Source organism: Azomonas agilis, from assembly GCF_007830255.1.
GTDB classification, from domain to species: domain Bacteria; phylum Pseudomonadota; class Gammaproteobacteria; order Pseudomonadales; family Pseudomonadaceae; genus Azomonas; species Azomonas agilis.
Genome location: NZ_VLKG01000001.1, coordinates 374,595 through 394,086, shown reverse-complemented (window position 1 = coordinate 394,086; position 19,492 = coordinate 374,595). Strand labels below are relative to the sequence as shown.

Genomic DNA, 19,492 nt, shown 5'->3' with positions numbered 1-19,492 from the left:
GCTTAGCTCTGGCGTTTTTATGTGCGGCTGGATCAGTGACTGGGCCTTCGTGTGAGCAGCAATTGCCACAAGCAACCTAAGGTCAGAGCGATGAATACCAATAGGCTCCACTCGGGCAGACTTAGGGTTAAAAAGGTCCAATTTACTTCAGCACAGTCAGCCGTTCCCTGTAAAAACAGGCTCAGAATTTCCTGAAAAGGTAGGACTTCTAGCATGTATTCCAAGCTGGGTAAGCAACTGGGTAGAGCCTCGGGGGGTAGCGTTTGTAGCCAAATTTGCCGCCACGCAAAGCTCCCTCCAAGTAGTACAAAGAACAAAGCCACCAGAGTATAAATACGGAAACCCAGTATGGCCGGATTATGAATAGCCGCGGTGAGTCCCGTTAGGCCAAAGCCGATGATGCACAGGCGTTGGGCGATGCACAGAGGGCAGGGAGCTAGGCCTACAACGTACTCTAAATACAAGGCTGCTGCCATGACGACAGCCGCGAACAGAAAGGCGATGAGAAAATTCAACCGGGAGCAGATCAGTCTCATAGAGGGGGTACTGATTGTGTGCAGGTGTGGGGAAATACACTCGGATAGAGTGAGCGTGCTGTATCAGTAGTAGTTATGCTCAGCATCATTTCGACAGCGAGTGGTTAACAATAAAGCCCTTCCACAGCATCCTGATGAGGGAAGGGCTTAGGGGGCTCTATTTACTGTGGTACAGGCAAGCTACGATCCTGTGCTGCCAGGCTTTCTATAAAGAGCTGATTACCGCGCTCTTGGTCACCCAGTTGTATCATGACGCGGGCCAGTTCTGCGCAAGTTTCTGGACGATGGGCTAAACGCAGGCTGTCTTCTAGGTAAGAACGAGCCTTATCCCACAGCCCATTACGCGCTGATAGACGGCCTAGCGTCAGCAGTAAGACCGAATCATTGCTGTCGCCTTGCCACTGCTCTGCGGTTAGGAGTTGCTGCATGGATTCGCTGGCTTGAACCTGTCCATAAAGCTCAATCAGGCTAGAGTCTTTATGCTGATTTAGGGCTTCAGTTAAAACAGACAGCGCCTTTTCCGGTTGCTGGATCTGAATTAAGGCTGAGGCATAGGCATGCACAATGCTGGCTTCTGAGTGTAAGCGCACGGGCATATCCTGCCAGTACTGGGTTAGCTGAACCTCAGGGTTTGCGGAGTGTTTAGCCCCTTGCAGCAACAGGCTACGCCATACCAAATGTTCCAAGTCGCCTAGCTTAACATCCGACAGGATTTTTTGGCGACGCAGTTCAGGCAGCAGCTTAGACAGTTGCTCCCAGTCCTCCAACTGTAGATACAGCTTATGTACTAAGCTGAGCACTTGGGGATGTTTGGGGAACTCGCGTTGCAGATCGCTTAGGCTATCCCGCGCACTGCTTAAATCACCCCGCTCAATCAGCAGTTGAGCACGGGTTAAACCAACGGCTAAAGCCGACTCAGGCTCACGGTTTAAGGCTCTGGCCAGCAGTCGGTCACACTCGTCGGGCTTACCGATTTCGTTGGCTGCCCGAGCCGCACCTAGGTAGTGAACCAAGGGGCGCGTATCGTTATCAGCCGCTAGAGTGAGATGCTCTAAGGCTTGGCTCCAACGCCCTTCGGCCAGCTCACGTTGGCCCGCTAAGATCGCTTTGCGTACACGACGCTCACGGTTACGACGAGACCAAGGGTTGATGACGGCCCCAGAAACTACCAGCAGTTTTAGAATGCGGCGCAGTAGAAAGAGTGCCAGCCATAATCCAAACAAGAGGCCCAAAAAGACCCATAGCGTGGATTCATAGCGGAACTGATCAAAGGTAATCAGCACATAGCCGGTACCTTGGCTGATTCCCCAGCCGAGGCCACCCACTACTGCTAAGAGTAGGATGAAATAAAAGACCAGTCGTATCATGTCCGCGGATCCTCATGGCTCATGACCTTTGCTGCTTTTTTGCCTTTTTCAGCCCCACCGCTGGTCGCGTTTTGGCGCTCTTGAACATAGGCTTCCATGGCACGTAAGGCTGGAGTGAGATCAGGCAGAGTCACCGAAACTTGACGGGAAACCAAGGCTTTGATGCGCTCAGCTACCGCACGGCTTTCCAGATCTTTATCCGTGAAGTGCTCCATGATCAGATCATGGGCTTGTTTGAGGGACTGACGATAAACCTCAGTATTGCCGTTGAGTACGGCCCACTGTGCTTGCTCAACAGCCAAGGCCAGCGCCAAACGAACCTGACCTAAACTTTGGCCAGCCAGCAAAGGCTTAATGCCGTTTACGGAGTCCAAATCAATGCGTACATAGCGCGCCAGCTCGTTGACCCAGTATTGCCAAGTTTTCTTGTCTTCTACGGGGTTAGCAGTAGATGTGCCATCTGCTTTGAACTGGGGGGAGGTCGAGGTCAGGCTAGCCGTTAAGCCGCGCAATGCACCTAACTGTAAAAATAGCCCGGTACGATCTAACTCAGGAACGCTGCGCAGCGCTTCTAAGCTATCCAGCAGCTTTTGGCGTGCGCCATAAGCCCCCGGATCATCCTGTTTTTGCAAAATGAGATCGGATTCGTTGATTAAGGCCGCGGCACTTTTCACATCCTGCATGGCCGACAGGCGCAACATGGCCATGCGTAGTAGATGCTCTGCTTCAGCCAAACGCCAATCTTCACGGCTAGCACCCAGTACTTTTTCTACTCGGCTGGCTAAGTGCTGTTGGTCGCTTTGCAGTTTGACCAAGGCACGGCGGCGATCTTCCAGTTCCTCAAGGGAAGGCAGGCGATCTAAGCGCGCGTTGAGCTCCAGATCGAACTCGGCCAGTTGGCTGAGTTTACGATTTTGATCATTGATGATCGAAGTCGTTGCCGGGTTCGCCGCTGTAGATTGTCGTCCTAGCTGCTCGATTTGTTGGCTAATCTGCTGGGCTTGAGCATCAAAATGCTGCTGCTGTAGCTGATTGAGATAGAACACATAGCCTGCGGCTCCAGAGGCTGCCAGCCCCACCAGTAACGCCAGAGTCGATAGACCACTACCACCGCTACTGCGTGGTGGCTGGGCTTGGACGGGCGGAGGGGGTGAGGCAGCAGACTGTTCAGCTACCGGTTCTTCTTTCTTTAGGTCTTTCTGGTTGTCTGCTTCGCTCATGTTTCCAGTTTCCATCTTTGCGTCATGCAGCAGTTGGCACGGGGGTGTTCCGTAACGCGTTTAGCAAGGCCGGGGTTCCGGCACCGCAACAGTCAACAATATTGCCCATTCCCATCTGGCGTGCCATTTCGGCAACACGGGAGCTGGGTACGAAAAGAGTTACAGGGATCGGCCAAGCATCAGCCGCAAGCGCTCGTAGGGATAACAACCCCTGACCGCTTGTCACCACAAGACCGTTCAGAGCTTCGTCTGTTAGGCGCTGTAGTAAGGTGTTTGGGGCATATTGAGGCTGTCTGCGCCGGTATAACGTCAGACTGTCCGTCTGCACCCCCTGCGCATTGAGGTTATCCCCCAGCAGCGACCGTCCACCTTCACCCTTGATGAATAGCACACGAGGCTCAGGTTGAGCCAGTGCTTTTATTAGCTGAGGGTGAGCTAATAAGGCTTCGCTGTCTACGCCTTGCTCAGACCAAGATGCATCTAAGCCGTAGTCAGAAAGAATATGCCCGGTGGCTTCCCCTAGGCTAAACCACTGCGGGCCAAGGGGCGGTTGTGGCCAGTAACGGTCTACTAAGTCCAGTCCTAGACGTGCAGCGGGTTTGCTAACCACAATCACCGCATGGTAGCGATCTAAATCCAGAATCAGGCTGCGCTGCTCGGGTGTTTCAGCAAGAGGCTCAATAGCTAGCAAAGGAAGGCTACTGCTGTAAATACCCTGTTCCGCTAAGGCTTGTGCGGTGACAGCACAGTCTTCTGCGGGACGAGTCAGCAACAGCCGCCAGGCGTTCACGGAGTAGCTCCCTGATCGTATAGGCTGCTGAGGATACGATCTGCACCTTGGGCTAGCAGACGTTCAGCTACTTCAATGCCTAAGGCTTCTGCATCGGTGATGGAGGCACGGTGTTCGGCGCGCAGCAGTAAACGGCCATCCGGTTGCCCCACCAAGCCGCGTAACCACAGTTCAGAGCCTTCTTGAATGGCATAGCAGGCGATGGGCACTTGGCAACCGCCGTTGAGGTGCCGGTTCAAAGCACGTTCAGCACGCACACGGGCGCTGGTTTCAGCATCATTCAAGGGGGCTAGGAGTTGCTGTATCTCTTGATCAGCACTACGGCATTCAATACCCACAGCGCCTTGTCCGCCCGCAGGTAGGCTGTCTTCCACGCTGATAAAACTGCGGATGCGTTGCTGAAAACCTAGGCGAATCAATCCGGCTGCGGCGAGGATGATGGCTTCATACTCGCTGGCATCGAGTTTATCAAGGCGGCTGTTTACGTTACCCCGTAAGAAACGGATATTCAGGTCAGGCCGTTGTGCCAGTAGTTGCGCTTGGCGGCGCAAACTGGAGGTTCCTACCACTGCGCCTTGAGGGAGCTCTTGCACACTGTTATAGCGGTTGGATACAAAGGCATCCCTAGGGTCTTCACGTTGGCAAATACAGTACAGTCCTAAGCCTTCGGGAAACTCCATAGGTACATCTTTCATGGAGTGTACGGCAATGTCGGCTTCTTGATTGAGCAGGGCGCTTTCCAGCTCCTTGACGAACAGCCCTTTGCCGCCAATTTTGGCCAAGGGAGCATCCAGCAGCTTATCGCCCCGACTCACCATAGGAACTAGGGTGACTTTGAGGCCCGGATGCTGTTGCTCCAAGGCTGCTTTGACGTATTCGGCCTGCCACAGAGCGAGCGCGCTTTTTCGAGTTGCAATCCGTAATTCATGAGTCATCGGAGGTTTCCGAAACACAGGCCTTAACCAACCAGTACTTCATAAGCACGGCGTAAAATTTCTCGGTCGAGCCAAGGCATACCGATACTTTGGGTGAGCTCCATCCAGCGCATGCCTTCGGGTATATCACACAGATTATGTCCATTCAGAGTTGCCAAATAGACTGGCATCAGACCCTCTGAGGTTTCCAGATACAGTTGGTATTCACTGCAAATCTCAAACTCAGGGTCAAGGTTTGGCATGCGTTGCTTGAGCAGATTTAAGGCTGTGGCCGGGTGGCTTTGAACATTCGGCTGTTGGTCGGGCTCAGCGACCACGCACAGCGGCGGTAAAGATTCTGGAACCACTACGCCCGCCTTGGGGTTTTCAGGAACCAGAAAGCGCAACCGGGCACTGACCGGATGTTTGTGGCATAGCAGGATGCGCCAAGGGGTTTCAAGCGTCGGAGTAAAAACGTCAGTCATTATTTAAGTGCCAGAAGAGCGTATTCAACCGGGCCGCCGAATAAGCGGGTTCCACCGCCTTCGGCCACCACACTGGAAACCGCAACAGCGTCGAGTACCCGCACTCCAGCTAGGTAATCCACGCCAAAGTCTTGCCAGGCATCAAACCACGGCAGACTCGGGCCCATCAGTACCACCTTGGCATGTTGGGACAACTCCAGCAAGCGCGGTAGTGTTTTATTGGCCAAACTGCTGGCCGTAATGAATACCCAGTCGGCTTGAGGTAAGAGGTATTCAGCCGCTGCATCGGGTAAATCATTGCTTTGTTGATTGCGCTCTAAGCATTGATAAGCTAGATCACTCCACAACTGCTCTAGCTGAGGGTAGTGACCAATAACGACGATTTTTTTCCCGCTCAGTTGCGGGCGAAAATAAGCAAACACCTGTAGATGGCTTGGAATACCTACTTGGCGTAAGGGTTGAGCCTGATCTAAACAGGAAGAGGTGCGGTTTATGGAAGCATTTAACAGTGCTAATCCGACCGATGCCTGAGCGCTATCCCAAGACAATAGCCAAGATCGAACTTGATCGCTCGGTTGGCCACAGAGCGTACCGGCCCAACTAAGGGTTCGAGGTACTTGGCGAGGGCTAAAGGCAAAGCCTAAGCTGCCCTGCACCTCCGCCATAGTCCAGTTTAAGCCCAGTAACACGCGCTCAATAGGCGCGGTGTCTGTACATTGGGCTAGCAGTCGATCGTAGAGTGTGTTCATTATTCTAGCGCCGGTAAAAGACGGAGTTCTGTTTTTACCGCCCCTTGTTGTCCCCAAGCAGTGACCGCTTCTACAACCCACTTTGGTTTTGTAGGGTGGGCGCAGAGTACATCAAATTCCGCATAGCAGCGGCCATTTGCATGTACGATTAGGTGGCCAAGGTAAGACTCTAACGCAGAGCGCCATTCCATAAACAGAGCATGAGTTTGGTCATAAACGTCTTTTCGCAGCTCTATGTGCGAAGGCGCTGTGCCTAAGACTTCTAAAGCAGGTAACTCGGCTTGGGTTAAGCTGCGTGCCAACGCGGGCCATAGTTCTTGTAAGAGCGGCTGAATATCCTTCAGTCGTTGCTCTAGCGCATTGTCCATCAGTCATCCTCCTCAGTGAAGGATTGAGCAATCTGCAAAAAAGTCCCTCCGCCAATTTCGTCCAGAGGGTCTAGTTCTAATAGTTTGGCTAAAACAGCCTGAGCTTGTACCACGCGATCTCGCCGTAATCGGATGACTCCTAGGGCTTTTAGGCTAAACAGGTACAGGCGCTCTGATCCTTGGCGTTGAGACCACTGGGCACTGTGTGGGGTGAGTCGTCGATAATTGCGTGTGATTCCCAGATCCTGTGCGGCCATCCGTAGCGCAGCCCATACCGCGGCCTCTGCCTGATGATAACGGCGTGCCACGAAATAAAATTTATAAAGGCTGATGTGTGCGTCTGGCTCTTCAGGCCATTGGCGGCGGGCTTTGAGTAATAACGCCTCAGTGCGCTCAGGACTGCTGGTAGTGGCTTCCAGAGCATCTTGAAGAATCCGTCGCAAATCTGGAGGGGTACTCGCAGAAAAGAAGGCTCGTTTAGAACCAAAGGGCAACACTTCAGCCATTGGTTTTACCAGAGTTCGGCAGGGGTCAGCTTGTCGGCATAGACTTCGCCGGCTAACAGTTGCTTGATGATGATGGCCGCGTCTTCAGGCTCAACCCAACTGTACATTTGCGAGGCAGGGTAGATCAGCACGTTAGGGCCAGCCATGCAAGGGCCAAGGCAGCCTGTACGCGTTAGAGCAACGCGGTTGGTCAGATTGTTCTGAATCAGTGCTTGGGCAAAGGCATCGTAGACTGCATCGGCGTTCTTAGAACCACAGCATCCACGGGGATGTCCATCAGGGCGGCGTTGGGTGCACAGAAAAATGTGAAACTCGGGTCTGGCCATCTTGGTTTATCCTTCGATCGGTAAGGCTAGGTTTGCGCTCATCAAAAGCAATTATCGTGCCCTATTTAGGCCGAAACAGCCGGATAGGGTTCGGCGTGGTGCTCGGTTCGATGAAGCTGGGGTTTAAGCAGGGGAAGCCTAAACCCGATCCCGCTCGGCCTATACAGGCCGAGCGGGATGTCTTGCTGTACTTACTCAGCAGTAAGCACTAGGAAGCATAGGAGGTTAAATGACGGGCTAGATTAAGGTTTGCCGCCCGCAGCCTCTAAGCGTGCTAAGGCTTCTGCCCACTCAGAGCAGGCCTGATGGGTTTGCTTAGCCAGCTCAGGCAGATTGGGGAAATCCGTCCAGAGGCGGTCTTCAACCAAGTCGTGGATTTGAGAAGCCCATTCGTTAGCGATGCGTTTTTTCTGGTTAACGTCTTTTTTGAGGGCTTTCAGTTCGTCTTCGGTCATTTATGGACACTCCTAAATAGTCTTGAGTTTTAGAGTTCAGCGACTACGCGATGCTCGTTGACCAGCTCGCAGGCTTTAGTAACCAGCTTGTTGGCATCCTCAATCAGAATGTCTAGGGAGCCAAAACCAAAGCGGTGTACATCGCGCAGTGTCTTATCCAAGGCAACCAGCTTGCCCACTAAGATCAGAGCACGGCCAAAACCTTCGTGGGAGATGTTGATCACCGGCGTTGCCATAATGCCGGTTTCTTTTTCAATCATCTGCGACATGGCATTGTAGAAGGCCTTGATGCGGGTAATGATGATTTCGTCAGGGTCGCCTACGATAGGGATGGCTCTACGCCGCTCTTTGGTCATCACCAGAGGATCCAGCACTCGGGCATCGCTCCATGTGTCAAAAGTGCCGTAGCTGTCAGTAGCACGTAATTGAATCACCATCTGGCGAATGATGGGGTGCTGTAAGGCTGGGTCATCATCCTGCACAAGGATTTGATTGGATTCTTCTTCGTACATACAGCGGTTTCCTTGGTATCGACGGTAAAAGGGATGTCCACAACAAAAAACACCTCAAAACAAGGCCATATGGAGTGTTTTGAGGTGAGCCTACAGTACTACATTGATTAGCTGGGTGCTAAGTTACTCATTCCAGCCTTCAGCGGCCATAGTATCAAAGCGGGATGCATCTCCGCTTTGGGTACGGCGAATGGCTTTAGCCAGCCAACTGGAAGGACCTTCTTTCAATTCGGTTTGAAATTCTTCAATCAAATGTTCAATGCGAGCATCTTCAGCTACTTTGACTGGCTGAATGTTTTTAGCCAGCAGTTGACGTACAGCAGAAGCCCCGCAGGCTCGGCAATAAACGGCCACGCAGCCGTCGAGCAGCTCCATTTTATTGACCAGTTTGTCTTCGTTACCGTCTTGGGCTAAATCGCCAAACTCAATGACTGACAGCAACTGTGACTGTTCGGGATTAACACCGTAAATCACGAAAGAACGCGAGGAGCCAAAGTGTTGGTCTACAAGCTCGCGATCTGAAGAGGCAAAGGCCAATTTCAACAGGGTGCCGTCGTTTTCATCCAGTACCTGTAGTTGGCGCGTCGGATTGGCCATAGCATGAGCCTCCATTGCTATCCGGGTTATTCGTTATCAAGTTTTTGGGCATAAATGGAACGGTAAGGCTTAATTTCGGCATGATGCTCTACCAGCAGATTGCCCATATCAAACAGGGCTTGATAACTGCCTTGATAGCCATTCCAGCAACGTCGGAATCCACCCAGATAATCGTATTGTGGAAAGCCCACGCGCAATACCGGCACCTGTAAGCGCTCACCGACCGCTAACGCGTGGCTGTTGCCCAAAATAAGCTGGGGTTGCTCGATGCGTGCAGATTGCTCCAGATCTTCTAAGTCCCCCACTTGAATGCTGGTTAGGGGGGAGTCTACAAGAGCGGGAGCACGAGCAGGAACAACGGCCACAACGGTACGACTGCCCATAGTACGCAAAAAAGCATCAAATCCAAGCAGAATATCGGAGTCCCCTGCAATGGCGATGCGGGCATCACTAAGCATAAAGTGAGTATCCAGCATGGCATCCTGTAGTTGCCGGCGTTGGCGTTGCCAGCGCGCTGGAACCGGATTACCACTGATCTTAGCTAGGGCCATAATCCACTCGTCAACCGCATCAATCCCCAGTAGCAAACCAAAGCGCTGCTCTGGGACACCGGTGCGAGCGGCAAGAGCTTCAGCAGCCGGGGCCATACTTTGACCGATGACTAGGGTCGCGATGCTCTGACCAGCGGTAGCTAATTCGGTAATGCCTAGGCCGCCGTTGGTCAGAGGTTGCAGTCGTGCATCCTCTAAGTGTCCGTCTAAGGAGTCAGACAGGTCAGGAATCAGCAGTGGTTGTAAGCCAAAGCTCTCGATGCTGTCGCTGATAAACTCTAAATCACCGGGCGTTAGGCTGGCAGAGCAAATGACGTTCACTTGGTGTGATTTTTGGCCAACTTTGGTGCGATCTTCAGGGACTAGGGTTTCAATAATGGCTTTAACCGCAGAACTAAAACCACTTTCGAAACTACCGCTAAAATCAGGCGCATTGACGGGGACTACCGCTACATCCGCATATTCTGGGTAACGCTTGCGGAAATCCCCAATGGCACGGCTCATGTGACAGCCTTGGGTTTCTGACAAGCCCGTGCTGACCAGACCAATCAAAGCCGGATGCTGTTTTTCCGAGATCACCTTGAGGGCTTCGATGATATTTTCATCCGCTCCCATGACTGAGGTGACTTGATCCATAGCGGTAGTTTGCAACGGGATCGGTTCACGGAAGTGACGTACGAAAAATACCTTGGCAAAGGCAGTACAGCCTTGGGAACCGTGCATTAGAGGCATGCAACGCTTCATCCCCAACATGGCCAGTACTGCGCCCATGGTTTGACTGGCTTTGAGGGGATTAACCGCCAACGCCTTTTTACGCACCAGTATCTCGGCCATGATCGGCTCCTTAGCTGTTGATCACGCGGGGCGGCAGGTTGTGGATTTCGCCTTCTTCGGCCCAGGGCGCTGGGTTGCGCACGCGATCCCAGATGGGGCATTCAATAGTCAGGCTCAGTTGGCGTACTAATTCCAGCATTCCGGTATAGCCTGCGTAACCAAATTCGCGTTCTTGGTTGATGTCAAGGAAGGGAATCCGGGATTTGAGGGCGGTATAGAGGTTACGGCCACCTGCGATCAGGATGTCCGCTTTGTAATTCTCGACCGTTTCGAGCAGCACTTTAGGACTTCCCTCATCCAGCATCTTCACATCGGGGCCCATGAGTTCGCGAATACGGGCCTTATCTTCTTCGGTGGATTTTTTGGTACCTGTGGCTACCACCACCATGCCTAAATCTTGCAGAGCGGATACCACAGACCAAGATTTAACGCCACCGGTATAGAGCAGTACACGCTTGCCTTCAAGGCGGGCGCGCCAAGGTTCTAGGGCGGCACGTACTCGTTTTTCTTCCCGCTCAATTACTACCTCAGTACGCGCGATGAGATCAGGGTCGCCGATTAGGCGCGCAAAATCGCGCAGAGCTTGTGAGGTATCACTAATGCCGTAGAAGCTACCTTCAAACCAAGGCGTACCATAGATTTCCTGAAGTTTGCGCGCTACGTTAATCATGGCCTTAGAACAGACCATCATATTGACTTTAGCTCTGTGCATGGTCTGCACTTCACGATAGCGCGCATCACCGGACAGGGTACAGAGCACACGCAGGCCTAGCTCATCCAGCAAGGGCAGCACATGCCAGAATTCACCTGCGATATTGTACTCACCAATAAAATTGATGTCGTACACGGTAATGCCTTCGCGGTGGCTGTTGGCAGGCAGTGGATCGGGTTCACGCGTGCCAACAACGTATTTCACCATCGCTTCGCCTGCGATGCGGTTGCCTAAGTTTTTGCTGCCGTAAAAACCAGCACAGTCCACAGGTACAACGGGGACGTTAAAGTGCTGGCTGGCTGCTTTGCACACAGCTTCCAGATCATCGCCAATCAATGCAGGAACACAGGTGTTGTATACAAATACCGCGGGTGGTGCATAGGTACTAACAGCTTGCTGAATCGAATAAAACAGACGTTTTTCCGCATTACCCATGATCACGTCTTGTTCGGTCAGATCCGTGGTCATGCCAATACGATACAGGGTTGGGCCGCTAGAGCGTGTACCTCGGTTATCCCAAGAGCTTCCGGCACAGGCAATGGGGCCATGAACAATATGGGCAACATCCGCTATGGGGAGCAAAGCAATCTGAGCACCATCGAAGGCGCAACCGCCGGCTGTGGCTCCTGGTTTGGATTTAGAGCAGCCGGATTTTTCCTTGGCGTTATGCGTGCAGGCAGGCTCGTTCAGGAGCTCAGCAATATCCTTGGCTTTCATCGCATACCCCTCTGATTTGTTGTATAGCGCACGGTACAGAGCGGTGCAAGGTTCGTACCAGTAACAAAGAAGCCGGTTTTTAGCTGCATCTCGGCGACCTGAGCTGTACCAAACACACCGCGTTGTTCGTTTTATAACAAATCAGAGACCTGATGTGTCAGGTCTTTTGGCGATAAATAGTGCACCTAGATAGAGCAAGTGACGTAAAGAAGACAGAGGCTTTAGTGCTCAGCAAGCTGGGCCAGACGTTCTTCTATTGCTAACTGTACTTCAGGATCTTGCTCTTTAAGAGCACTCAGTGCTTGGGCTGAGGCATTTTGTACGGCAGCCAGACGCACGGTCCAATCGGAGTCACGCAGCAGATCGTACAGATCATCACCTTCCATGCGTGAGGCCACAATGCGGCGTACTTCCGGTTCAGGATCCATCACCATTAGTCCCAAGCTTTCTTCGGGTAGGCGTTTGGCGACCAGCTTGCGTACTTGGCGATCCTCGTCACGCATAAAGCGGAACAGGCGACCGGGGGGGATGCGCTGTACGACATAAGCCCGCACCAGATAGTCCTTATCCGTGGCCATTTGCTCAAGCTGATCTAAAGGCAGCCGGTCAGCAACGGTGATGCGTACTTCACGGTCTTCGTCCTTGATTAAGGCTGTTAGCTGCTCTCGAGGTAAGCGATAAGCTACCGCACGGCGTACGACTTCATCTTGGTCTCGAATTAAGGGGGGGAGGGTCTCAACAGGCGCATAACGCACTGCGATGGCTCGCCGCTCCCAGAACGAGTCTGCCAAGTAGTGCGAGGCTAATTGAGGGTTGTTACGGAAGAAGCGATCAATTTGCCGTCCACTTTCAACGGCTACACACATATCACCCGGCATGCAGCGGCCAGATAACAGCAGAGTGCTGCGAAAGGTACAAACTCGGCAGTCTGCTACCGGAGTTGTGTCTTCACCTTGGTCGTCCAGCATGCCTTATAACCTCAATCCTCAATGACTTCAGCCAGAACAACGCCGGATGCGCTGTTTGGATCATTGGTCAGAACCGAACAATGACTGCCAGAGTTTACCAAATACAGGTTAAAACTGGTTTTTTCTACTACGGCTTTAGCGTTGACCGATACTTCATCATCCAAGCAGCGCGTAAAGTGAAGGTCTGGGTAGCTATCCCGTAGGCGAATCAGCAAAGCATCATCCAGTGGTTGTTGTTCGGCTAGGCTGACAATTTCATCCAATTGAGCTTGGGTGATCACAAGAGTCTCCTTTCCCCTCATCAGGGAGCATCACAGGAAAATCGCACCCGTTGTCCAGGTTCTGCACCCATCACTTTGGCAAGCCAAGGGGGCGGGGCGGTGGCTAGGATGCGTTGTAGTTCTTCAATAACGGTTCTAGCGGGCACAGCACGCGCCAGTCGTACCGGATGAATGCCTGCTCGTACTACCTTGGCCGCGGCAGGGCCGCCGATGCTGAGGGTATAGAGTAGCTGGCAGTCTTGCAATAAATCGGCCCGATGACTGTAACGGTCGGATTGGTCGGGTGCTGAGGCATCGCGCAGCTCAATCAAACGACATTCATGGGGAGATATTTGATAAATCAAAAAACGAACACAGCTACCAAAGATGCCATCTAAGGTTTCGCCACTGTTTGAAGCACAGGCCACTCGAATGGAGTTGGGCATGTCACCTGGCTGATAGGCTTGGAGTGTTGGCAGAGGATCTTCCGGCATACTAACGCCACGCCCTTTCAGCAACCCTAAAGCGCGATGAATTTGGCGGTCGGTCAGATCTTCTGTTAAGGCCAGCTCTGATAGCCGAGAGCGTAAGCGTGAAGCACGAAGCTTTGCGAGACGTGCTTCAGTAATCGGCTCACCGACAGCCGCTATCAAAGCACGCAGAAGACAGGCGGTATCGACTCCTTTAAGCGTGCGTGACGCAAGGGCAATCCGCAAGGCTAAGTGAGCCGGCAGGCGCGCCTGTTGAGAGGGCGATTGCACGGCCATCTACTCAGTCCTCTTCGCCAGCTCGTTTGGCGCGTAATGTGATCGGCAGGCTAGGTGGAGCCGGTAGTGGCTCAATGTAGTAAGCATCACCCTCGCCTAAAACGAGTTTGCCGCCCCAGCAGTCTGGGCTGTCGTGTTCAATGGAAATGATAACGTCTTCCAAGTCTTTTTTAGGAACGTAGAAGGTTAACTGGCCTTGGGCATTTTTGCCGATCATCACGCTGGGCATGAGCAATCTCCATGAAGGGGGCTGGAATAGTGGGCAACACTCTACAGCATTCTGCCAAAGTGTTACGGACAAATTATCAGGCGGTAAATAGCAAAGCGCCGGAGCGGCATCACACCGCTCCGGCTGGTATTACAGCAGACTCAAGCCAGACCTTAGCGAACGAGGTCGTGGTTGTAGTCAGTAACGCCCATCAGACGAGTTTCTTCGTCCAGACGCTCCAGAATGGCGTTAACGATGGTGGTCAGCATTTGCATGGCACCTTCGTAACCCAGAGTGGTTTGACGATGCAGGTGGTGACGGTCGAAGATTGGGAAGCCCAGACGAATCAGGGGCACTTCGAACTCTTTACCTTTGTGCAGTGTGTCGCGTTGGATGTACTTACCGTAGCTGTTGCCGATGATGAAATCAGGCTTGTTGGTGAAGACCAGAGAACGCAGGTGCCACAGGTCTTTACCTACATAAACGGTAGCGTTTTTGCCGTAAGGAGAGGTCTCCAGCAGAGCTTCAACCGCTTTCTTCCAACGCTTGTTAGCGTTGTGACACAGGATGTGAACAGGCTCAGCACCTACTTCCAGCAGGAACTTAACCAGACCCATTACGAAGTCTGGGTCGCCGTACACAGCGAAACGCTTACCGTGCAGCCAAGTGTGGGAGTCGGTCATCATGTCGACCAGACGGCCACGCTCTTTGGTCAGGCTGTCGGAGATTGGCTTACCAGTGATTTCGCTGACTTTCATCAGGAATTCGTCGGTCCAATCCAGACCCATAGGAATGTTCAGCTTAGGTACTTCGTGTTTCCAAGCGCCTTCAACCAGCTTCTTGGTTTTTTCCAACTGCCAAGGTTGCAGCAGAATGGTGTTCAGGGCGTTAGGCGCATCGCGCATTTGGTCCTGAGTAGTACCACCGGCATACATGCGGAACTGGCCGTCAGCAGGAGTGTCCAGAACTTCTTCAGGATCAGACAGCAGGCTGTAGTCAACGCCCATCTCGGCCAGCATACGCTTGACGACACGGAAGTTGCCTAAGTAGGTTTCAAAACCTGGAACGATGTTCAGTTTGCCATTGCTACCAACAACTTTCTCACCAGCAGAAGGCTGGGTGAAAGTGAAGTACTTAGCAATACCTTCGAACATGTTGTCCCAGCCAGTGACGTGGCTGCCAACGAAGCTCGGAGTGTGGGCATAAGGAACAGGGAAGTCGTCAGGAATGAAGCCTTCTTTTTTGGTGTTGTTGATGAACGCGTTTAAGTCGTCACCAATAACCTCAGCCATACAAGTGGTAGACACAGCGATCATGTCAGGCTTGTAAGTGGCTTTACAGTTTTGCAGACCGTCTTTCATGTTCTGTTGACCGCCGAATACTGCGGCGTCTTCAGTCATGGAGTCAGAAACGCAAGATACTGGCTCACGGAAATGACGGTTGAAGTAAGTACGGAAGTAAGCCACGCAACCTTGAGAACCGTGCACGTAAGGCATGGTTTTTTCAAAGCCCAGAGCACACAGAACAGCACCCAGTGGTTGGCAAGCTTTAGCTGGGTCGATGGTCAGAGCTTCACGCTTGAAGTTCAGGTCTTGGTATTCTTGAGTGGTAGTCCACTGGAACACTTCCTCGATCTTGTCTTGCGGGTGCTTCTCTTCGAACTCGTCGCGTTTTTTCGCGAACATGTCCTTGTAATCTTGATCGAGGAACAGCGGGTAGCTGTTTTTGATGTTATCAGTTTGTTGGCTCATGACTCTCTCCTACGCCTCACTCATCTGTGAACGGCGATCACGGATGTCGGCTGTGGGTGGGAAACACCCACAACGGACGTTGCATTCGATTATTTGGACTAAACGACTGGGCGATTAGGCGCTAGCAGCGACTTTCTCAACAGCAGCCTCGGATTTTTTCCAAGGTGCTTGCAGTTTGGCCCAGCAGGGGTTGTTCAGGGTCATGTCCATATCGCGTGCGAAGATGGCGAAACCGTCGAAACCGTGGTAAGGGCCGGAGTAGTCCCAAGAGTGCATTTGACGGAAAGGAATGCCCATCTTTTGGAAGATGAACTTCTCTTTGATACCAGAGCCAATCAGGTCAGGCTTGATGCGCTTCACGAATTCTTCGAACTCGTAACCAGTCACGTCATCATAGATCAGAGTGGATTCGCCCATTTCTTTGATGGTACGGTCGTAGTCGTCGTTGTGCGCGAACTCATAACCTGTACCTACCACTTCCATGCCCAGATCTTCGTAGGCACCGATTACGTGGCGAGGACGCAGACCGCCGATGTACAGCATGACGCGCTTACCTTCCAGACGTGGACGGTATTTGGCGACAATGGACTGCCACTCGGGGTTGTACTTAGCAATTACTTCTTCGCACTTGGCTTGGATGGTTTCATCGAATTGCTTGGCGATTTCGCGCAGAGATTCGATGGTTTTGGTTGGGCCGAAGAAGTTGTACTCCATCCATGGGATACCGTACTTTTCTTCCATGTGACGGGAGATGTAGTTCATGGAACGGTAGCAGTGAACCAGGTTCAGCTTGACTTTAGGAGTCAGTTCCATTTCAGAGATGGTGCCGTCACCGGACCACTGAGCTACAACGCGCAGACCCATTTCTTCCAACAGGATACGGGAAGACCAAGCATCACCACCGATGTTGTAATCGCCGATGATGGCCACATCGTAGGGAGTAGTTGGGAAGCTGTTGTCGTTGTCGCGCTTGCTCAGAACCCAGTCACGGATTACGTCGTTGGCGATGTGGTGACCCAGAGACTGGGATACGCCACGGAAGCCTTCACAACGTACGGGGGTAATCAGCTTGTTGATTTCAACGGTTTTTTTCTTAGAGACGGCTTCGATGTCGTCACCGATCAGACCAATCGGGCACTCGGACTGAATGGAGATACCACGGTTCAGAGGGAACAGGGTCTCAATTTCGTCGATGATGGTGGACAGTTTTTTGTCGCCGCCGAATACGATGTCCTTCTCTTGGAAATCCGAAGTGAAGTTCATGGTAACGAAGGTGTTCACGCCGGTGGTGCCGATGTAGTAGTTACGACGACCGCCACGCGAGTATTGGCCACAACCAACGGGGCCGTGGGAGATGTGGATCATGTCCTTGATTGGACCCCAAACCACACCGCGAGAACCTGCGTAAGCACAGCCACGGATAGTCATCAGACCGGGCTGGGACTTCTTGTTGGAAGTAATGCACTTCTTAGCGTTAGGCAGAGAAGGATCGTTAGCAGTCAGGTGCTTTTTACGATCTTTACGGGCTTTATCGGGGTAAACTTCCAGAACTTCCTGGATGAGGGACTCGACTTCTTCGCGTGACATACCAGACATGAGTATGGCTCCTGTTACTTGGAATTTGCGGGTAACGGATGCGTCGCACCCCTTAAGGAAGGTTTGCGACGCTCCGGCGAAGCCCATCTGCCTCGCCCCGTCCATCTAAAGCGGGCTTAATTTAGGCCTTGGCTTCTTCAGCAGCAGTCTTGCCGACGATGGACTCGTCTTCTACTTCCATAATACCGAACTCCATCAGCAGCTCTTCGAGCTCGTCCATGCTGATTGGGGTTGGGATGACCAACAGTTTGTTATCCATAACTTTGCGAGCCAGAGCGCGGTATTCGTCAGCTTGGCCAGCTTTTGGATCGTATTCGATAACAGTCATACGGCGGATTTCAGCGCGCTGTACAACGTTGTCACGAGGTACGAAGTGGATCATCTGAGTGCCCATTTTGGCAGCCAGAGCGATGATCAGCTCGTCTTCGCGGTCAGTTTTACGGCTGTTGCAGATCAGGCCGCCCAGACGAACGCTACCGGAGTTAGCGTACTTCACGATGCCTTTAGCAATGTTGTTAGCAGCGTACATCGCCATCATTTCGCCGGAGCAAACGATGTAGATTTCTTGAGCTTTGTTTTCACGGATTGGCATAGCGAAGCCACCGCAAACTACGTCACCCAGTACGTCGTAGAATACGAAGTCCAGATCGTCTTCGTACGCGCCTTCTTCTTCTAAGAAGTTGATGGCGGTGATAACACCACGGCCAGCGCAACCAACGCCTGGCTCTGGACCACCGGACTCAACGCACTTAACGCCACCGAAGCCGACTTTCAGAACGTCTTCCAGCTCCAGATCTTCAACGGTACCGGCTTCAGCAGCCATTTCCATGATGGTGTTCTGGGCTTTGGAGTGCAGGATCAGACGAGTGGAGTCAGCTTTAGGGTCGCAGCCGACGATCATCACTTTCTTGCCCGCTTCGGCCAGAGCGGCCACGAGGTTTTGAGTAGTAGTGGATTTACCAATACCACCCTTTCCGTAGATAGCGCATTGACGCATTGCCATATTTAATTCCTCTGGTTTCTTTGCCACTGAATCTAGTGGGTCTTGAGACAAGAACAAGCCCGCGCCCTAGTCCTAGTGCAGGCTCTATGCCAAAATGCATAAAAACGTACATTTTATTGATATATAAGGATTTTTTTATTTGTACGTTCCCAGTGTCTAAGTGCGATACATAACAATAGGCACGATCAGCTTGGCACAATGGCAACAATACGACAAAGTGCTTTATTAGTACACTTTTATATGGCCGCTATTAGGGTGTATCTGTACAAAACACGACATTTTGTCGTGAAAGCTTCTTGTGGTCATATTTCTTTCAAAGAGGGTTTTTTGGTAAATATCTTTTAAATCAATTGGTTATTTATTATTTTTGACTGGCTTAGATATTGCTTTGCGAATCCGCTATGCTGAGTCTTTTCCTAGCAGGAGAAAGCAGTGAACGAGCGTTTTGAGGAAATCTTGGCACGGCTTAAAAGTGGCCATGTGGTGCCTTATCTAGGTCCAGGCATTTTGCAGGGCGTTATTGCTCCAACAACGGGTCAGCCTTTACCTGTTACAGATGAAGCAATGATTCTGGCCATGACCGGTGGGCAGCCAATGTCCCCACGCTTGATGTATGAGCTCTCCCGTGCAGCAATGCACCTAGAGAATAAGAAAGGCCGTAGCTTTATTGAGCGCTTTATGACAAAGACCTACGGTGGAGAGGGTTGGACTCCCGCTCCGGTTCATCGTTGGTTGGCCAGTTTGAATTTGCCCTACATTATTGACTGTAATCGGGACACTCTGTTGCAACAATGCTATGCCGACCGAGCACACACCTTAGTTGTGGGTTGCGCGCGTTTGATGGGAACTCATTACCGCTTTGAGATTTATCAATGGCAGGATGGGAGCTATCAGGCCATTACCCAAGAGCAGGCTAACCCAGAGCTGCCGGTACTCTTTAAGCCCTTAGGTACACCTCTACCTAAACCCACATACATTGCCAGTGATGCCGATTATGTGGATTACATCACTGAGCTGATGGGAGGCTTTGCCATTCCATCTTGGCTTAAAACCAAACGTAAGGACTGTCAGTATCTATTTTTAGGTCTGCATTTTTCTCGTGACACCGAACGTATGGTGATGAGCGATCTGATTTATGATGCGGCCCCTGATGCCGGTTGGGCATTTATAGCGGAGCCTTCGCCCAAAGAACGCAAGGTCTGCAGCCGTAAAAAGATTGAACTGATTGAAAAAGATTGGAGCGAGCTGCTTGCAGCTACTTCAGGCTAACCCCCTAAAGCGATCACCAACTAGAGGAAGT

General features: G+C 52.0%; 23 protein-coding genes. 1 reads left to right on the top strand and 22 read right to left on the bottom strand.

Annotated features, from left to right (window positions below; all coding sequences use genetic code 11):
- Nucleotides 1-32 precede the first annotated feature (32 nt).
- The 22 genes from LX59_RS01800 to nifH form a co-directional block, all read right to left on the bottom strand.
- On the bottom strand, nt 33-536 hold the full coding sequence (locus LX59_RS01800; protein WP_144570119.1) for a disulfide bond formation protein B: 504 nt from the start codon (nt 534-536) through the stop codon (nt 33-35).
- 161 nt (nt 537-697) lie between these two features.
- On the bottom strand, nt 698-1,903 hold the full coding sequence (locus tag LX59_RS01795) for a heme biosynthesis HemY N-terminal domain-containing protein (RefSeq protein WP_144570118.1): 1,206 nt from the start codon (nt 1,901-1,903) through the stop codon (nt 698-700).
- Nucleotides 1,900-3,123, bottom strand: a complete 1,224-nt coding sequence (locus LX59_RS01790; protein WP_144570117.1) for a uroporphyrinogen-III C-methyltransferase — start codon at nt 3,121-3,123, stop codon at nt 1,900-1,902. The genes LX59_RS01795 and LX59_RS01790 overlap by 4 nt, the downstream gene beginning before the upstream one ends.
- A gap of 22 nt (nt 3,124-3,145) precedes the next feature.
- A complete protein-coding gene (locus LX59_RS01785) occupies nt 3,146-3,913 on the bottom strand; it encodes a uroporphyrinogen-III synthase (protein ID WP_144570116.1) in 768 nt (255 codons plus the stop codon).
- Nucleotides 3,910-4,848, bottom strand: coding sequence for a hydroxymethylbilane synthase (hemC, locus tag LX59_RS01780; protein ID WP_144570115.1), 939 nt, complete (start codon nt 4,846-4,848; stop codon nt 3,910-3,912). The genes LX59_RS01785 and hemC overlap by 4 nt, the downstream gene beginning before the upstream one ends.
- A 23-nt stretch (nt 4,849-4,871) precedes the next feature.
- On the bottom strand, nt 4,872-5,312 hold the full coding sequence (locus tag LX59_RS01775) for a hypothetical protein (RefSeq protein ID WP_144570114.1): 441 nt from the start codon (nt 5,310-5,312) through the stop codon (nt 4,872-4,874).
- Nucleotides 5,312-6,061 carry a DUF364 domain-containing protein gene (locus LX59_RS01770; protein ID WP_144570113.1) on the bottom strand — a complete coding sequence of 250 codons (750 nt, stop codon included), beginning with the start codon at nt 6,059-6,061 and terminating at the stop codon, nt 5,312-5,314. The genes LX59_RS01775 and LX59_RS01770 overlap by 1 nt, the downstream gene beginning before the upstream one ends.
- Nucleotides 6,061-6,429, bottom strand: coding sequence for a hypothetical protein (locus LX59_RS01765; RefSeq protein WP_144570112.1), 369 nt, complete (start codon nt 6,427-6,429; stop codon nt 6,061-6,063). The genes LX59_RS01770 and LX59_RS01765 overlap by 1 nt, the downstream gene beginning before the upstream one ends.
- Complete coding sequence (locus LX59_RS01760) at nt 6,429-6,935, bottom strand: hypothetical protein (protein WP_144570111.1); 507 nt, start codon at nt 6,933-6,935, stop codon at nt 6,429-6,431. The genes LX59_RS01765 and LX59_RS01760 overlap by 1 nt, the downstream gene beginning before the upstream one ends.
- Before the next feature lie 5 nt (nt 6,936-6,940).
- The gene (locus LX59_RS01755; protein ID WP_144570110.1) at nt 6,941-7,261 is read right to left on the bottom strand and encodes a 2Fe-2S ferredoxin; all 321 of its coding nucleotides are present in this window, start codon (nt 7,259-7,261) and stop codon (nt 6,941-6,943) included.
- A 242-nt stretch (nt 7,262-7,503) separates the two neighbouring features.
- Nucleotides 7,504-7,716, bottom strand: a complete 213-nt coding sequence (locus LX59_RS01750) for a CCE_0567 family metalloprotein (protein WP_144570109.1) — start codon at nt 7,714-7,716, stop codon at nt 7,504-7,506.
- Nucleotides 7,717-7,745: 29 nt separating this feature from the next.
- Entirely contained in the window at nt 7,746-8,228 is a 483-nt protein-coding gene (locus LX59_RS01745; RefSeq protein WP_144570108.1) for a NifX-associated nitrogen fixation protein, read from the bottom strand.
- 123 nt (nt 8,229-8,351) lie between these two features.
- Nucleotides 8,352-8,825: a NifB/NifX family molybdenum-iron cluster-binding protein gene (locus LX59_RS01740; protein WP_144570107.1), complete on the bottom strand. Its 474-nt coding sequence runs from the start codon at nt 8,823-8,825 to the stop codon at nt 8,352-8,354.
- Between the two features lie 26 nt (nt 8,826-8,851).
- Nucleotides 8,852-10,210 (bottom strand): nitrogenase iron-molybdenum cofactor biosynthesis protein NifN, encoded by a 1,359-nt coding sequence (nifN, locus tag LX59_RS01735; protein ID WP_144570106.1) that lies wholly within the window; start codon nt 10,208-10,210, stop codon nt 8,852-8,854.
- 10 nt (nt 10,211-10,220) lie between these two features.
- Nucleotides 10,221-11,639, bottom strand: coding sequence for a nitrogenase iron-molybdenum cofactor biosynthesis protein NifE (gene nifE, locus LX59_RS01730; RefSeq protein WP_144570105.1), 1,419 nt, complete (start codon nt 11,637-11,639; stop codon nt 10,221-10,223).
- A gap of 221 nt (nt 11,640-11,860) precedes the next feature.
- A complete protein-coding gene (locus LX59_RS01725; protein ID WP_144570104.1) occupies nt 11,861-12,607 on the bottom strand; it encodes a 4Fe4S-binding leucine-rich repeat protein in 747 nt (248 codons plus the stop codon).
- 11 nt (nt 12,608-12,618) lie between these two features.
- Entirely contained in the window at nt 12,619-12,888 is a 270-nt protein-coding gene (locus LX59_RS01720) for a DUF6129 family protein (protein ID WP_144570103.1), read from the bottom strand.
- Nucleotides 12,889-12,908: 20 nt separating this feature from the next.
- Complete coding sequence (locus LX59_RS01715; RefSeq protein ID WP_144570102.1) at nt 12,909-13,634, bottom strand: dinitrogenase iron-molybdenum cofactor biosynthesis protein; 726 nt, start codon at nt 13,632-13,634, stop codon at nt 12,909-12,911.
- Between the two features lie 4 nt (nt 13,635-13,638).
- Nucleotides 13,639-13,863 (bottom strand): putative nitrogen fixation protein NifT, encoded by a 225-nt coding sequence (gene nifT / locus LX59_RS01710; RefSeq protein WP_144570101.1) that lies wholly within the window; start codon nt 13,861-13,863, stop codon nt 13,639-13,641.
- Nucleotides 13,864-14,015: 152 nt separating this feature from the next.
- Nucleotides 14,016-15,593, bottom strand: coding sequence for a nitrogenase molybdenum-iron protein subunit beta (nifK, locus tag LX59_RS01705; RefSeq protein ID WP_144570100.1), 1,578 nt, complete (start codon nt 15,591-15,593; stop codon nt 14,016-14,018).
- 114 nt (nt 15,594-15,707) lie between these two features.
- Nucleotides 15,708-17,189 carry a nitrogenase molybdenum-iron protein alpha chain gene (gene nifD / locus LX59_RS01700; protein ID WP_144570099.1) on the bottom strand — a complete coding sequence of 494 codons (1,482 nt, stop codon included), beginning with the start codon at nt 17,187-17,189 and terminating at the stop codon, nt 15,708-15,710.
- Nucleotides 17,190-17,310: 121 nt separating this feature from the next.
- A complete protein-coding gene (gene nifH, locus LX59_RS01695; RefSeq protein ID WP_144570098.1) occupies nt 17,311-18,192 on the bottom strand; it encodes a nitrogenase iron protein in 882 nt (293 codons plus the stop codon).
- Between the two features lie 432 nt (nt 18,193-18,624).
- On the opposite strand from nifH, the gene LX59_RS01690 reads away from it, so the two are divergent.
- Nucleotides 18,625-19,461, top strand: coding sequence for an SIR2 family protein (locus LX59_RS01690; RefSeq protein WP_144570097.1), 837 nt, complete (start codon nt 18,625-18,627; stop codon nt 19,459-19,461).
- Nucleotides 19,462-19,492: the final 31 nt, after the last annotated feature.